This is a genomic window from Nonomuraea zeae, from assembly GCF_005889725.1.
Classification (GTDB): domain Bacteria; phylum Actinomycetota; class Actinomycetes; order Streptosporangiales; family Streptosporangiaceae; genus Nonomuraea; species Nonomuraea zeae.
In genome coordinates this window covers 1-13,018 of record NZ_VCKX01000143.1, presented here as the reverse complement: position 1 = coordinate 13,018, position 13,018 = coordinate 1, and the positions used below count along the sequence as shown (strand labels likewise).

The following is a 13,018-nucleotide window of genomic DNA, read 5'->3' as shown; positions in this document are numbered from 1 at the left end:
CTCGACTTGGCCGTGCCGGAACGTGTCCTAGGCTGAGGATATGGCCGAGATCGCCGTCCCCGACGGCTCGTGGACGTTCAACGGCGAAATCCTCCGCATCGTGCCTGGCAGCGACAAAGACGTACACGAGTTACGCAGGACCTTGGGCGAGGTGGTGGTGCCGCTCGAAGCGATAGCGAGCGTCGCGTTCGAGCCGGGCCGCAAGGGCGGCCACGTACGCCTGCGCCTCCGCAAGGGGGCCGACCCACTCTCCGACGCGGTCGCCGGGTCCCTGGGGCCGCCCGCCGACCCCTACCGGCTGGCCGTCCCGAAGGCCCGCGCGGGCGCCGCCGAATACTTCGCCGACGAGATCCGCGACACCCTGGCCGTCTACCAGACGCCGAGCGCCCCCTGCGACGACTATCTCGTGCCCGGCCCTTCCATCCCCATCGCCGCGACGGCCGGCGACGGCACGGCGATCTTCGACGGCGAGCGGGTGCGGCTGGAGTGGACCGGGTTCGCCAGCTCGGAGAAGGAGAAGGCGGGCTCGCAGGAGTTCCCGCTGCCGGTCCTGACCGGGGTGGAGTGGAAGCCGCAGTCCGGCATGGGCTACGGCACGCTGCGCTTCAGGGTCAAGGGCGAGGGGCCCGCGCTGTCGCCGCAGAAGGACCCGCGCTGCGTGTCCTGGGGCATCCAGCGTTTCGGCGGCGCGACCGCGCTGGTGGCGGCGGCCGTGCTGGCCCGCCTGCCGCGCAACGTGGCCGAGCTGCCGCCGCCGCCCGCCGTCTCCGACGACGTGCACGACGCGGTCCTGCGCCGGCTGTCGGAGCTCGGGGAGCTGCACCGGTCGGGGGTGCTGACGGACGAGGAGTTCGCGACGGCCAAGCAGGCCATGATCCGCCGCCTCCAGGACTCCTGACCCCGGTTCCCCGGTACGCCGCAGACCCCGGAACACCCCTGACCGGAGGAAGATTCTGGATCAAGAGGATTGAGATCATCTCACTGGGTAATGAAATCCGCGTGAGCGATTGGCTGATGAGAGCGCTGGCCGCGTACGGCGAGATGCTGTTCGCCCTGCCACACGCGGACGAGACCCGCTTCGTGACCGTGCCGGACGATCTGTCAGAGCTGGCGGAGCGGTGGCCCGAGGCCTTCGCCCCGGACTGAGGGACGGCGCGCCCGAGAGGCCGGGAAACACGGCCGCGCCCGCAAGAGCCGGAAACACGGCCGCGCCCGGGAGAGGCCGGGAAACGACGACGGGCACCCTCCCCAGCAGGGAGAGCGCCCGGTCGATGCTGGTGCGCCGCCAGGGACTCGAACCCCGGACCCGCTGATTAAGAGTCAGCTGCTCTAACCAACTGAGCTAGCGGCGCAACAGAAGTAACTGTATCAGCCGCCGAGCACTGCCCGCACATCAGCCGAGGCGGCCCGCCAGCCTCTCGTAGCGCTCCATCACGAGGTCCCAGAACCTCTTCACGTCCAGCGACGTGGCCACCAGGGCGTTCGGCCGCCGGTCGCGGAGCCTGAAGTCCGTGACCGTCATCCCCCGGGTGTAGGTCCCGGTCGTCTCCACGTTCACCACGGCAGGCACGCAGGTGAACAGCGACGGCTCCAGCACGTACGCCACCGCGCAGGCGTCATGGATGGCCGGCCCGCCGTCGGCCGTCACGACCCCGTAGAACTGCGCGGCCGGCACCAGCAGCTCCGCCAGGCGGCCGAGCGGCCGCATCCGGTCCAGGACGGCCGAGGTCACCAGGGCCGACAGGGTCACGTCCAGACCGAGCATCTTCACGGTCCAGCCGGCCTCGAAGACGATCGCGGCGGCCTCGGGGTCGGCCAGGATGTTGAACTCGGCCGCGGGGTTGGTGTTGCCCCTGGTGTAGGAGCCGCCCATGATGACCAGGTCGCGGGCCCACTCCACGACGCGGGGCTCGCGGCGTACGGCGAGGGCGATGTTCGTCAGGGGCCCGACGGCGACCAGCGTGATCTCGCCGGGCGCGGCCCGCAGCGTCTCGATGATGAAGTCCACCGCGTGACCCTCCGACGGCCCGCGCTCAGGCGCGGGCAGGACCACGTCGCCGAGTCCCGTCGCCCCGTGCACGTGGGCGGCCCTGACCGTCTGCCGCAGCAGCGCTCCCGCGCTGCCGGGCGTCACCGGCACATCCCCCATCTGCAGGAACTCCCTGAGCGCCAGCGCGTTCGCGGTGGTCAGGGAGAGATCGACGTTCCCGCCCACCGTGGTGACGCCGACCACGTCGAGCGTGGGGGAACCGGCGGCCAGAGCGAGGGCGAGCGCGTCGTCGATGCCGGGGTCACAGTCAATGACAACTTTCTTCACGGGAACGGAGGATACGCATAGATCGGGCCGGGCAGTTCCCCCAAAGCTGCCCGGCCCGATCGGCGGCGGTCCAGGCCGACGATTTCCCCCAAAAACGTCGGCGGTCCCGCACTGGCGGCTCGCGGTCCCCCTCCGCGTCCGCATCGGTGAAGGTCTGCTAGGTCAGCAGGACTCTTGACCTGCTACAACGCTACCGAGACGAATGCAACGGTCGCGTCATAACGGGGTCGAATATCTGTTTAATCCACCTACGGAAGACCTATGGAAGTTCCAGCCGGACCTCCGTGCCCTCCTCCAGCGACCTGCTCACCGTGCAGTACTTCTCGTGGACCCGCCCGGCCACCGCTCTGAACACCTCGTCCGCCTGCTCCGACGGCAGCTCGACGTCGTAGGTGATCGTCACGGGGCCGAGCTTGTTCGGCTCGACCTTCTCCGCCTGCACCGTCATCTCCAGCCGCACCAGCCGATGACCGCGTTTCGCCGTGAGTGGCTCGACGGTCACGATGTTGCAGCCACCCACCGCCGCGAGCAGCAACTCGACCGGGCTGAAGGCCCCGTCCTCGTCGCCGCTGCCGATCCGAACCTCGGCGCCACGGGCGTTCGTGGCCCTGAATCCGCCCTCATCGGTACGTTCAACCCGCACGTTAGCCATGTTTCAGACCCTACTCAGAAACCTCTCATGTTCATTCAGCATCGTGAAGGCATGGCTAGCGAGGTGAATGCGAATCAGGGACCCGTGCTCTTCTGGTGCGGTGTCGCGGTAGCCGAGTTCGGCGCGATCCAGCCGGGGTTCGGCTATCCGTGGAGTCCGACTGCGTATGCCGCCGCGGCGTTGCTCGTCGCGATCGGCTTCATCAGCGTCAAGGCCGCCGACTACCTCCGTACCGAGGAGGCCAGACAGCGTCTGCGGCTCGGCAGCTACCTGGCGGGAGCGCTGCTGGTGGCACACCAGTTCAGCTCCACGGCCTACACCACCGGGCTCAGCCGGGCGGTCTCGCTGATCCTCTATGCGATGGCGGCCGTGATGGCGGTCTGGAGCCATCGGGTGCCCGAGTCGGCCAGGGGCGTCGTCCTGATCGCGACCGGCCTCGATCCCAGCGCCCTGCGCACCCGCCTGGAGGAGGCGGCCGGCGCCGCTTCGGACACCGTGGCCGTCTACCGGACCGAGCAGGTCACCGACGAGCTGCGCGACCTGGAGGCCCGCTACGGCCTGGTCCTCGTCGTCGGCAGGGAGCACGACCCGCGGATCAAGGAGCGCCTGAGCGCCTCCGGGCTGAGCCGTGAGATTCCCGACATCGCCGACCGCGACGTGGTGGTAGCCGGTCCGCGCCAGTTCAAGCGGTACGTCGCCGGCGCCCTGTCACGCCTGGCTATCCCGAAGTCACAGATTCATTTCAAATCGGGGCAAAAGGTTTAGCTTCACATTACGTGCCGTCTGCAACGGTGGGTCGCGGGACAAGGAGGCAAGGTGACGACTACTCATAACGCCGAGTCCACGATGACTTTCCCCGGGAGCGCCCGGGTCGAGATGGTCATGGGCATACCGGTCAGTGTGGACATCCGCACAGCTCTCCCCGCACGCGAGCTGGCCCCCCTGCTGGATGACGCGTTCGCCTGGCTGAGGTGGGTGGACGACACCTTCAGCCCGGCCAAGGAGGACAGCCAGATCGGGCGGCTCAACCGCAGCCGGACGATCCGGCAGATCCCCGAGCTCGTCGAGGTCCTGCACCGCTGCGACGAGCTCAGCCAGGCCACCGGCGGCTGGTTCGAGGCCCGCATCAACGGCGTGATCGATCCCTCCGGCTACGTGAAGGGGTGGGCGCTGGAGCGGCTGTCCCGGGCCCTGTCCAACGCCGGCGCGGGTGACCACCGCATCACCGCGGGCGGCGACATCAGGGTGCGCGGCTCGGCCGCCCCCGGCGAGCCCTGGCGCGTCGGCATCCGCGATCCGCGCCACGACGTGGTCCGCAAGGTCGTCGTCGCCAACGACCTGGGCATCGCCACCTCGGGCGGGTCGACCATCGTCGATCCGCACACCGGCGAGGTCCAGGACGCGCTCGGCTCGGTCACCGTGATCGGCCCCGATCTCGGCGTGGCCGACGCCTACGCCACCGCCATCTACGCCATGGGGCCGCTGCTCGCCCGGCGCTTCGCCGCCGAGCTGGCCGCGTCGGGGCCGTACCAGACCATGATCATCAGCCGGGACGGCCAGGAGGTCAGCACGCCCGGCCTCACCGGCCGGAGCGGCGCGGAAGCCCGCCTCGCGGGCTGAGCCGCACGGGCCCGCCCGCTCGGCGCCGGCCCAGCAAAGGGCCCGGTCGCTGGGGCCCGGTCCTCGGAGTTCCGAGCGACCGGGCCCCGGCGACCGGGCCTCAGCGACTGGGCCTGTGTGACGAGGTCAGGCGTCGGGATGCTTACGCAAATACTCGATGTAGATCGGGCGCAGCGCCTCCCCCAGCTTGCCCTCGCCCGCCGCGATGGCGTCGCTGAGCAGCGCGGAGACCCTGCTGAGGTCGTTGGCGGTCTCGTCCTTGTGACCGCTGGCGGCCTCGGCGGCCGGGATCACCTTCAGCAGATCCCACAAGAACCCCAGGTCCCCGTGGCGTACGGCGTAACGCACCGCCCGATCGTGCAACTCGTCGGCCGGCATCGATTCGAGCCCGTTGGCGTCCATCTCGCTCCCTCCCTTGCACGCCCCTTCCCCACGCGGGCCGACGATAACCGGTGACTACCTGCGGTGACCGGCGGACATCGCGGTGCCCGCGCCTCTATCGCATTGCCGAGCTGAAGTGGGAGGATCAATCAGCGTGAGATTCATCATCAGAACCCTTGCGGCGGCAGTCGCCTTGTGGGTCGCCATCCAGCTCGTCCCCGGCATCGAGGTCGGGGGTCAGACGAACACGGCGAAATACTGGGGCGTCCTGCTGGTCGTGGCGCTGATCTTCGGTGTCATCAACGCGATCGTCAAGCCGATCGTGAAGGCGCTGGGGTGCGCGATCATCGTCCTGACCCTCGGGCTGTTCCTCCTCGTGATCAACGCGGCCATGCTGCTGCTGACGAGCTGGATCTCAGGTCAGCTCGACATCCCCTTCCACGTCGACAACTTCTACCCGGCCGCGTTCTGGGGCGCGATCATCATCAGCGTGGTGAGCTGGCTGCTGGGCCTGTTCATTCCTGACAACGACTGACCGTCCATGAAGCTTGACGGTGCGGGCCTGACCTGCGCGCAGGTCTACGAGGCCGCGTACGACGGGGCCCGGGTCACGATCGGTTCGCCGGATCGGGCCCGGGCCTCGTGGGCCACCGCCCAGGGGCTCACGGGCCTCGTCTACGGCCGCAGCACCGGCGTCGGCGCGAACAGGGACATCGCCCTCAAAGCCCCGGGCCTCGACCTGCTGCGCAGCCACGTGTGCGGCGCGGGCCCGCCGATCGAGCCCGCCCGCGCGCGGGCGATGCTGGTCGTGCGGCTCAATCAGCTCATGGCCGGCGGCTCCGGCATCGACCCGGCCGTCCTGCCCGTGCTCGCCGACGCGATCAACGGCGGCTACACCCCGCCGATCCAGACCTACGGCGCCATCGGCACCGGCGACCTCCCCGCCCTGGCCGCCGCCGCCCTGTGCCTGCTGGGCGAGCTCCCCTGGCACCACGAGCCCCGCGCCTCGCCCATCGCCGGCTCCCCGCCGCTCTTTCCCCTGACCTCGGACGACGCGCTGCCGTTCATCAGCTCGGGCGCCGCCACCCTCGCGGACGCCGCGATCGCCTGCCACCGCCTGCGCCTGCTGCTCGACGCCGCCATCGACGTCGCCGCGACTTCGTTCACCGCCGTGGACGCCTCGGCCGAGCCGCTGTCCGCCGCCGTGCAGGAGGCCCGCCCGCACCCGGGGCAGGCCGCCGTGGCCGCCCGGCTGCGGGGCCTGCTCACCCGGGCACAGCCCATCCGGGTCCAGGACCCGTACGGCTTCCGTGCCTTCGCCCAGGTGCACGGCGCCGCCATGGACGCGCTGGAGCGGGCGACGGCCACCGTCGAGACCGATCTCAACGCCGCGACCGAAAACCCGCTCATCTCCGGCACCCTCGCCTGGCACAACGGCAACTTCCACGGGGCGCCCGTGGCGCTGGCCCTCGACCAGGTGCGGGCCGCGCTCGTGCAGACGGCCCAGCTCAGCGCGGCCCGGTTGGCCACCCTCATGGATCCGGCCTACACCGGCCGCCACGCCTTCCTCGCCGACCGCCCCGGCGCCTCCGGAGCCCTGATCATCGAGTACGTGGCCCAGGACGCCCTCGCCGAGCTCCGCCACCTCGCGACCCCGGTGACGACGGGCACGGCGGTGATCTCCCGTGGTGCCGAGGACCACGCGAGCTTCGCCACCCAGGCGGCCCGCCACGCCCTGCGCTGCCTGGAGCCGCTGGAGATCGTCCTGGCCTGCGAGCACAGCGCCGCCGCCCGCGCCCTGCGCCCACCGGCCCCGGACCGCCCGCTCACCGCCGACCTGAACGCCTCCCGCCAGTTCCTGTCACGCCCCCGCCCCACCTGACCCCGCGCACAGGGGCACTCCCCAGGGGCCGCGACCCGGCGGGTCCGCGGCACTTCGACCCCGCTCGCGGGGTCCGTCACATGGCTCCCAGTCGAAGGGGTCCCTCACGGCGGCGCTAGGCGCTTGTGCGACCGACCCTTGCTCCCGCTCGTGTGGGTCCCTCAGGGCGCCTGTGCGACCGACCCTCGCTCCCTCAGCGTGGGGCTCTGGACGACCCGGCGGCGGCGGGTGCCGCCGTCGGCCGCCGCCGAGATCAGCCGCACCGCCGCCCGCACGATCCCGTCGATGTCCCAGTCGACCGTGGTCAGCCCCGGCGTGAGCAGCCCCGACATCGGGTGATCGTCATACCCCATGATCGACACGTCGCCCGGGACGGACAGCCCGAGCTCGGCGGCGGCCGCGTACACCCCGTAGGCGATCGAGTCCGCGAAGCAGAAGACGGCGCTCGGCTTCTTCCTGGTCAGGATCTCGTGCGCGGCCCCGGTGGCGGCGGCCAGCCCGTGGGGCGCGGTGACGAGCTCGATGTCCAGCCCCAGCCGGTCGGCCTCGGCCGTGACGTGGACGTCGGCCGGGCGGTCGGGCGTGCTGGCCCTGGTCGGCGTGAGGACGGCGATGCTGCGATGCCCCATGGCGCGCAGGTGCTCCAGCGCCAGCGTCACGCCGCGCCGGTTGTCGAAGACGACCTCTCCCGCCGTGCCCGCGAGCGAGTCGCCGATCGCGACCACCGGCAGCGACTCGCACAGCTCGGGCCAGAACGCGGCCGCCGGATCGACCGGCTGGACGATCATGCCGTCCACCCGCTGGTCGCGGAGCTGCTGGGCCAGGGCCCGCTCCCGCCCCGGGTCGCCGACGGCGTCGAGGATCAGGGCGTAGCGGTCCTTCTCCCGAAGCCCCCTGGAGATGCCGACCGCCAGGGACTGCTGCCACAGGTCCTCGAGCGAGCCGCAGAGCAGCCCGATCATGCCGGTGCGGCCGCTGGCCAGGGCTCTGGCTATGGGGTCGGCCTCGTAGCCGAGCTCGGCCGCCGCGGCGCGTACGCGCTCCATCGTCTCCTCCGAGACCTGCAACCCGCGCAGGGCATAGGAGACGGCCGCCGGGGAGAGGCCCGTGGCCTGGGCCACTTCACGGATCGTGGCTCTCTTGCGAGGCATCCCGCCAGCTTATTGCGTCGCACCGACAGAAGCCCGGCCCAAACGCGGAGAGCGCCGTTGACAAATCCGGAGGTGAAGCGGTTCACTGAAACGTATCACTGAAGCGGTTCACAGCCATCGCGTCGCAGCGTATACGATTTACATGTAATATGAGTAGGAAATGAGGGGAGGGAGCCCGTCATGGCCATCGACGTTCATCAGCATTTGTGGACCCGTTCGTTCGTCGACGCCCTGCGTGCCCGCACCTCCCCGCCCTATCTCGACGGCTGGACGCTGATCCTCGACGGCGAGCCGCCCTACGAGGTCGATCCCGCCGATCACGAGCAGCGCGACACCACCGGCCTGGAGCTGGCGCTGGTGTCGCTGTCGAGCCCGCTGGGCATCGAGTTCCTGCCGCCGGAGGAGTCCTGGCCGCTGCTCGACGCCTACCACGAGGGCGCGCTGGCGCTCGGCGAGCCCTTCGGCGTCTGGGCGGCCACCTGCCACAGCGAGCCCGACCCCGGCCGGCTGGCCAAGGACCTCGACCGGGGCTGCGCCGGGCTGCAGATCCCCGCGACGGCCGAGCCGGACGACCGCCTGCTCGACGTGCTGACCGAGCGCGACCTGCCGCTGTTCGTGCACCCGGGGCCGGCCGCGCCCGCGAGCCTGTTCGCGCACTCGGGCCGGACCGCCCCCGCCAGGCCGTGGTGGCCCGCGCTGGTCCCGTACGTGCAGCAGATGCACGCCTCCTGGCACTACTTCCACGCCGTCGTCAGGCCCAGGCACCCGAGGCTGCGCGTCTGCTTCGCGCTCCTGGCCGGACTCGCCCCCCTCCACTCCGAACGCCTGATCGCCCGTGGCGGCAACAACCGTGGCCAGGTCGATCAGGGCTTCTTCGTGGAGACCTCCTCCTACGGCCCCCGGGCGATCGACGCGATCGTCAGGGAGCTCGGCATCGACGTCGTCGTCAACGGCTCGGACGCCCCCTACGCCACCGCACCAGACCCCGGTTTGGGGGCCGCCGCAGGCCACGCCATCCGGACGGTAAACCCCCGCCGGCTCCTGGCGAGGGAGTGTCGTCGCCTGGAGGAGCGGCGGGAGCGCAGCGACCACAGCGGGGGAAGGCGGCGACATGAGGCGACCGAGCCCCGCCTCACGGAGTGAGGCCATGAGGACAGCAGTGTCGTCGCCTGGAGGAGCGGCGGGAGCACAGCGACCACAGCGGGGGAAGACGGCGACATGAGGCGACCGAGCCCCGCCTCACGGAGTGAGGCCATGAGGACAGCAGTGTCGTCGCCTGGAGGAGCGGCGGGAGCGCAGCGACCACAGCGGGGGAAGGCGGCGACATGAGGCGACCGAGCCCCGCCTCTCGGAGTGAGGCCATGAGGACAGCAGTGTCGTCGCCTGGAGGAGCGGCGGGAGCGCAGCGACCACAGCGGGGGAAGGCGGCGCCATGAGGCGACCGAGCCCCCCTTCTCGGAGTGAGGCCATGAGCAAGAAAGGAGACTCGTACGTGAGCACGAACCAGATCCAGGACGGGGGCACCTGTGCCCAGCTCCCCGAACGCACTCTCGACCGGCGTGAGCTACGCGACCTGGTGAACGACCTGGCCGCCCACCCGGAAGAGTGGCGCGATCAGGTGGAATTCCCCGCGGACGGCGGACGGCACTACGCCTCGCTCTACCGGGACGCCTACGTGGACGTCTGGCTGCTGTGCTGGCGTCCTGAGGACGACACGGGCTGGCACGACCACGACATCTCCTCCGGGGCCGTACACGTGGTGCAGGGCGCGCTCCTTGAGTGCAACCCCCGCATCGGCGGCGAGCACCTGGAGACCGTGGTGACGGAAGGGCAGTCGTTCTCGTTCGGCCCCGACCACATCCACCGGCTCAACGGCGCGGTCGACAACAGCGTCTCGATCCACGCCTACTCGCCGCCGCTGTGGCGGCTCGGCCAGTACTCGATCGACGGCACGGGCGTCATGCGCCGCGTCTCGGTGAGCTACGCGGACGAGCTCAGGCCGATGGACGACGTCGTCGTGGCCTAGTAGGCCAGGCAACAGACGCTCCCGCATAAGCGCCGCGACAGACGCTCCGGCCTGAACCGCGCGACAGATGCTCCGGCCTTGGCCGGCGCTCTCACTCGACGTTCTCAGCGCTTCGGCCGGAGCACGCAGCAGCTTCCACAGGCCTCGGCGTCGGGCAGTGTGATCCACAGGCAGCACGTCCTGCGGAAGTAGCCGCCGTCGACGGGCTCGACCAGCCCGTCGACCGGCTTGCCGATCTCCTTCAGCAGCCGCATGTAGTCGCCAGGGGCGATCGAGATCAGCGGGTGCGCGAACGCCTCCGCCGTGGACCCCCACAGCGTCCGCTCGCCCACCTTGGCCAAGGAGTTGATGGCCTCGACCAGCGGCCGCTGCGACTCGCCCAGCGCCTCGCCGATGGCCCCGGCGCCGGAAGCCCAGCTCACGCGGGTGGCCGCGATCGTCACCCCGGCGTCCGACACCTTGAAGTACGTGTCCGCCAGCCGCATGATCGGCACCTGACCGTCCAGCGCCCATCCGAGCGCCATGGGGAACGTGTGCCAGTATCCGAACGTCTTCCAGAACAGCGCCGCCCCGACGTGGTGTGGCGCGTTCCAGCGCGCGGCCGTCTGCGTGATCAGCTCGTCCAGCAGCGCGTACGGCGCCCGCAGCAGCTCGGTGACCGCGGTCCAGGTCTCGTCGGGCTCGATGACGAGAGCGGGCTCCACCCCGATCACCCCGCCACGCCCGTCGGCGACCCGCTGGAGAGTCTCGGTCAGCACGCTGGATCCTCCTACTAAAGGTTAGGCTTACCTAAAGTAGCAGGGCGGCCGGCGAACCAGCCAGCCAAGATCTGCACCGCGACCACGCCCAGCCCCACCGTCAGCGGCAGCGACCAGCCGCCGGACGCCTGCCTGAGGAACCCGAACACCAGCGGCCCCACCGCGGCCACCACGTACCCCACGGACTGGGCCACCGACGACAGCGCGGTCACCGCGGCCGGATCGGCGGGCCGGATCGCGATGATCAGGAGCACCAGCGCGAACGAGGCGCCCTGGCCGACCCCGAGCACGATCATCCACAGCCACGGCAGCGTCGTCGGGGCCAGCAGCACGCCCAGATACCCGAGCACGGTCAGCACCCCCGCGCCCACCACATACGGCACCTGCGAGGCCCGCCGCCCGGCCAGCACCGGGACCGCCAGCGAGGCCGCCACCTGGACCAGGTTCGTCAGGCTGAGCAGGTAGCCCGCCTGGTCGGCGGGGAGCCCGGCCTCCAGGTAGATCGTCGGCAGCCAGGCCAGCATGACGTAGAAGGTGAGCGACTGCAGGCCCATGTACGCCGTGATGTACCAGGTCAGGCGGCTGCCCAGGACGGTGGCGAACGGTCTGGGGCCGCCCTGCCGCCCCGCCTGCTTGCCCAGCGCCTGCGGCAGCCAGAGCAGGGCGGCGAGCAGCGCGGGCACGGCCAGCAGCGCGGAGACGCCGCGCCAGCCGAACCCGGTGACGTGTTCGAGCGGGATCACCAGCGCGGAGACGGAGGCGGCGCCGGCCACCACCGCGGAGACGTAGACGCCGGTCATGAGGTTGACCCGGGAGGGGAAGTGCTGCCGGACGATGCCGGGCATGGACACGTTCATGACGGCGATGGCGGTGGCGGCCAGCGCGGAGCCGAAATAGAGCACGGGCGCGCCGTCGAGGCCGCGCAGCACCACGCCGGCGGCGATCACGAACAGGCCGGCGAGCAGCGTGCGGTCGAGCCCGATGCGCCGGGCGAGCAGCGGCGCGATCGGCCCGAACACCCCCAGGCAGACCACCATGACCGTGGTGATCGCGCCGCCGCCCGCGGGCGTGAGGCCGACGTCGCTCATGATCTCGTCGAGCAGGGGGGAGACACCTGCGATGGCGGGGCGCAGATTGAGCGCGGCGAGGACGAACCCGGCCACAAGCACGGCGGATCTCAACGACATAGAGGACCACTCTCGCATAGCCCTCTGACAACGTTGTCTACCCCTCTCAAGTAGGAAATGATCCTGGCGTGAGACCGACGATGAAGGACGTCGCCTCGGCGGCGGGCGTGGCGCTCAAGACCGTCTCGCGCGTCGTGAACGGCGAGCCCGGCGTGCATCCGGCCACCGCCGAGCGGGTGCGCGCGGCCATCGACCGGCTGGGCTACAGCCGCAACGAGAGCGCGCGGGTGCTGCGCAGGGGCAGGACCGCCACGATCGGGCTGGTGATCGAGGATGTCGCGGACCCGTTCTACTCGGGCTTGAGCCGGGCGGTGGAGGACGTCGTCATCGAGCACGGCTGCCTGCTGCTGAGCGGCTCCTCCGGCGAGGAGCCCGGCAGGGAGCGGGAGCTGGTCGAGACGTTCTGCGCGCGCCGGGTGGACGGTTTGATCGTGGTGCCCGCCGGCGACGACCACACCTACCTGCGCCCGGAGCTGGAGACCGGCACCCCGGTGGTGTTCGCGGACCGGCCACCGGGCGCGGGGCTCGACGTGGACACCGTGCTCACCGACAACGTGGGCGGGGCCGCCCAGGCCGTCCGCCATCTCCTGGGTCACGGGCACCGCAGGATCGCCTTCCTGGGCGACGACCCGGCGATCTTCACCGCGGCCGAGCGGCTCCAGGGTTACCAGGAGGCCCTCGGCGGGCTGTTCGACGAGCGGCTGGTGGTGATGCGGGCACCGTCGCCCGAGTCGGTGCGCGCGGACCTGGCCCGGCTGTTCGGCTCGGACGATCCGCCGACGGCGCTGTTCACCGGCAACGGCCGCTACACCGTGACCGTGCTGCGGGCCCTGGCCGGGCGGCGGCGGCCCGCGCTGGTCGGGTTCGACGACTTCGAGCTGGCCGACCTGCTCGACCCCGGGGTGAGCGTGGTCGCGCAGGATCCGGCCTGGATGGGGCGGGTGGCGGCCGAGCTGCTGTTCCGCCGCCTGCGCGGCGACGCGGGCCCGCCCGAGCACATCCAGCTCCCCGTCCGCCTCATCCCCCGCGGCTCCGGCGAGCTCC

15 protein-coding genes and 1 tRNA gene are annotated in these 13,018 nt (G+C 71.1%); 9 read left to right on the top strand and 7 right to left on the bottom strand.

The window, feature by feature from the left end:
* Positions 1-40 precede the first annotated feature (40 nt).
* Positions 41-898, top strand: a complete 858-nt coding sequence (locus ETD85_RS35955; protein WP_138694281.1) for a DUF4429 domain-containing protein — start codon at positions 41-43, stop codon at positions 896-898.
* Positions 899-999: 101 nt separating this feature from the next.
* Complete coding sequence (locus ETD85_RS63510; protein WP_170247013.1) at positions 1,000-1,146, top strand: hypothetical protein; 147 nt, start codon at positions 1,000-1,002, stop codon at positions 1,144-1,146.
* Positions 1,147-1,275: 129 nt separating this feature from the next.
* On the opposite strand, the gene ETD85_RS35950 is transcribed toward ETD85_RS63510, so the two are convergent.
* The 3 genes from ETD85_RS35950 to ETD85_RS35940 form a co-directional block, all read right to left on the bottom strand.
* A tRNA-Lys gene (locus tag ETD85_RS35950) sits at positions 1,276-1,352 on the bottom strand.
* Between the two features lie 41 nt (positions 1,353-1,393).
* Positions 1,394-2,317, bottom strand: a complete 924-nt coding sequence (locus ETD85_RS35945) for a nucleoside hydrolase (protein WP_206059039.1) — start codon at positions 2,315-2,317, stop codon at positions 1,394-1,396.
* Between the two features lie 259 nt (positions 2,318-2,576).
* Complete coding sequence (locus ETD85_RS35940) at positions 2,577-2,969, bottom strand: OsmC family protein (protein WP_138694279.1); 393 nt, start codon at positions 2,967-2,969, stop codon at positions 2,577-2,579.
* Positions 2,970-3,020: 51 nt separating this feature from the next.
* Between ETD85_RS35940 and ETD85_RS35935 the strand changes: the two genes are divergently transcribed.
* On the top strand, positions 3,021-3,734 hold the full coding sequence (locus tag ETD85_RS35935) for a ferredoxin reductase domain-containing protein (protein ID WP_138694278.1): 714 nt from the start codon (positions 3,021-3,023) through the stop codon (positions 3,732-3,734).
* 51 nt (positions 3,735-3,785) lie between these two features.
* Complete coding sequence (locus ETD85_RS35930; RefSeq protein WP_138694277.1) at positions 3,786-4,589, top strand: FAD:protein FMN transferase; 804 nt, start codon at positions 3,786-3,788, stop codon at positions 4,587-4,589.
* Positions 4,590-4,715: 126 nt separating this feature from the next.
* Here the strand turns inward: ETD85_RS35930 and ETD85_RS35925 are convergent, their stop codons facing one another.
* Positions 4,716-4,991, bottom strand: a complete 276-nt coding sequence (locus tag ETD85_RS35925; protein WP_138694276.1) for a hypothetical protein — start codon at positions 4,989-4,991, stop codon at positions 4,716-4,718.
* 133 nt (positions 4,992-5,124) lie between these two features.
* On the opposite strand from ETD85_RS35925, the gene ETD85_RS35920 reads away from it, so the two are divergent.
* Together ETD85_RS35920 and ETD85_RS35915 are read left to right on the top strand one after the other, a co-directional pair.
* Positions 5,125-5,505 (top strand): phage holin family protein, encoded by a 381-nt coding sequence (locus tag ETD85_RS35920; RefSeq protein ID WP_138694275.1) that lies wholly within the window; start codon positions 5,125-5,127, stop codon positions 5,503-5,505.
* Positions 5,506-5,511: 6 nt separating this feature from the next.
* Complete coding sequence (locus tag ETD85_RS35915) at positions 5,512-6,852, top strand: aromatic amino acid lyase (protein ID WP_138694274.1); 1,341 nt, start codon at positions 5,512-5,514, stop codon at positions 6,850-6,852.
* A gap of 161 nt (positions 6,853-7,013) precedes the next feature.
* On the opposite strand, the gene ETD85_RS35910 is transcribed toward ETD85_RS35915, so the two are convergent.
* A complete protein-coding gene (locus ETD85_RS35910; RefSeq protein ID WP_138694273.1) occupies positions 7,014-8,003 on the bottom strand; it encodes a LacI family DNA-binding transcriptional regulator in 990 nt (329 codons plus the stop codon).
* A 180-nt stretch (positions 8,004-8,183) separates the two neighbouring features.
* Here ETD85_RS35910 and ETD85_RS35905 point away from each other — a divergent pair, with 180 nt between their 5' ends.
* Complete coding sequence (locus tag ETD85_RS35905) at positions 8,184-9,146, top strand: amidohydrolase family protein (protein WP_240779648.1); 963 nt, start codon at positions 8,184-8,186, stop codon at positions 9,144-9,146.
* A gap of 325 nt (positions 9,147-9,471) precedes the next feature.
* Positions 9,472-10,029, top strand: a complete 558-nt coding sequence (locus ETD85_RS35900; RefSeq protein ID WP_138694272.1) for a cysteine dioxygenase — start codon at positions 9,472-9,474, stop codon at positions 10,027-10,029.
* Positions 10,030-10,133: 104 nt separating this feature from the next.
* Here ETD85_RS35900 and ETD85_RS35895 read toward each other — a convergent pair whose 3' ends face one another.
* Complete coding sequence (locus ETD85_RS35895) at positions 10,134-10,787, bottom strand: (2Fe-2S)-binding protein (RefSeq protein ID WP_138694271.1); 654 nt, start codon at positions 10,785-10,787, stop codon at positions 10,134-10,136.
* Positions 10,788-10,801: 14 nt separating this feature from the next.
* A complete protein-coding gene (locus ETD85_RS35890) occupies positions 10,802-11,974 on the bottom strand; it encodes a CynX/NimT family MFS transporter (RefSeq protein WP_138694270.1) in 1,173 nt (390 codons plus the stop codon).
* Positions 11,975-12,042: 68 nt separating this feature from the next.
* On the opposite strand from ETD85_RS35890, the gene ETD85_RS35885 reads away from it, so the two are divergent.
* Positions 12,043-13,018: LacI family DNA-binding transcriptional regulator (locus ETD85_RS35885; protein ID WP_420847269.1), on the top strand; the 976-nt coding region annotated here is incomplete at its 3' end.

Excerpts from the sequence above, each read along its gene's own strand:
- ETD85_RS35890 (WP_138694270.1), bottom strand. The coding sequence starts at position 11,974 with ATGTCGTTGAGATCCGCCGTGCTTGTGGCCGGGTTCGTCCTCGCCGCG.
- ETD85_RS35915 (WP_138694274.1), top strand. The coding sequence starts at position 5,512 with ATGAAGCTTGACGGTGCGGGCCTGACCTGCGCGCAGGTCTACGAGGCC.
- ETD85_RS35935 (WP_138694278.1), top strand. The coding sequence starts at position 3,021 with ATGGCTAGCGAGGTGAATGCGAATCAGGGACCCGTGCTCTTCTGGTGC.
- ETD85_RS35925 (WP_138694276.1), bottom strand. The coding sequence starts at position 4,991 with ATGGACGCCAACGGGCTCGAATCGATGCCGGCCGACGAGTTGCACGAT.
- ETD85_RS35900 (WP_138694272.1), top strand. The coding sequence starts at position 9,472 with ATGAGCAAGAAAGGAGACTCGTACGTGAGCACGAACCAGATCCAGGAC.
- ETD85_RS35905 (WP_240779648.1), top strand. The coding sequence starts at position 8,184 with ATGGCCATCGACGTTCATCAGCATTTGTGGACCCGTTCGTTCGTCGAC.
- ETD85_RS35940 (WP_138694279.1), bottom strand. The coding sequence starts at position 2,969 with ATGGCTAACGTGCGGGTTGAACGTACCGATGAGGGCGGATTCAGGGCC.
- ETD85_RS35910 (WP_138694273.1), bottom strand. The coding sequence starts at position 8,003 with ATGCCTCGCAAGAGAGCCACGATCCGTGAAGTGGCCCAGGCCACGGGC.
- ETD85_RS35955 (WP_138694281.1), top strand. The coding sequence starts at position 41 with ATGGCCGAGATCGCCGTCCCCGACGGCTCGTGGACGTTCAACGGCGAA.